This window comes from Enterococcus sp. S53, from assembly GCF_016516865.1.
Classification (GTDB): Bacteria; Bacillota; Bacilli; order Lactobacillales; family Enterococcaceae; genus Enterococcus_D; species Enterococcus_D innesii.
This window is the reverse complement of record NZ_JACVUH010000093.1, coordinates 1-214: the sequence shown is the minus strand read 5'-3', so window position 1 is coordinate 214 and position 214 is coordinate 1. Positions and strand designations below refer to the sequence as shown.

1 pseudogene is annotated in these 214 nt (G+C 41.6%); it reads right to left on the bottom strand.

Going from position 1 to position 214, the window contains the following annotated elements:
- Positions 1 to 214: pseudogene (locus IAE45_RS19150) on the bottom strand (hypothetical protein); the annotation flags it as partial.

Sequence of the window (214 nt, the reverse complement as noted above, 5' to 3'; positions counted from 1 at the left end):
TGATGATGAATCACTGACTGATGTGCTCAGGCTTGCTGATTCACTGTTACTAATACTTGTACTTACTGATAATGAATCGCTGATCGACGTGCTCGTACTTGTGGAATCACTGTTGCTTACACTTGTGCTACCACTAAAGCTTGCTGATTCACTCGTACTTAGAGATGTCGAAATGCTTGTGCTCAATGATGATGAATCACTGACTGATGTGCTT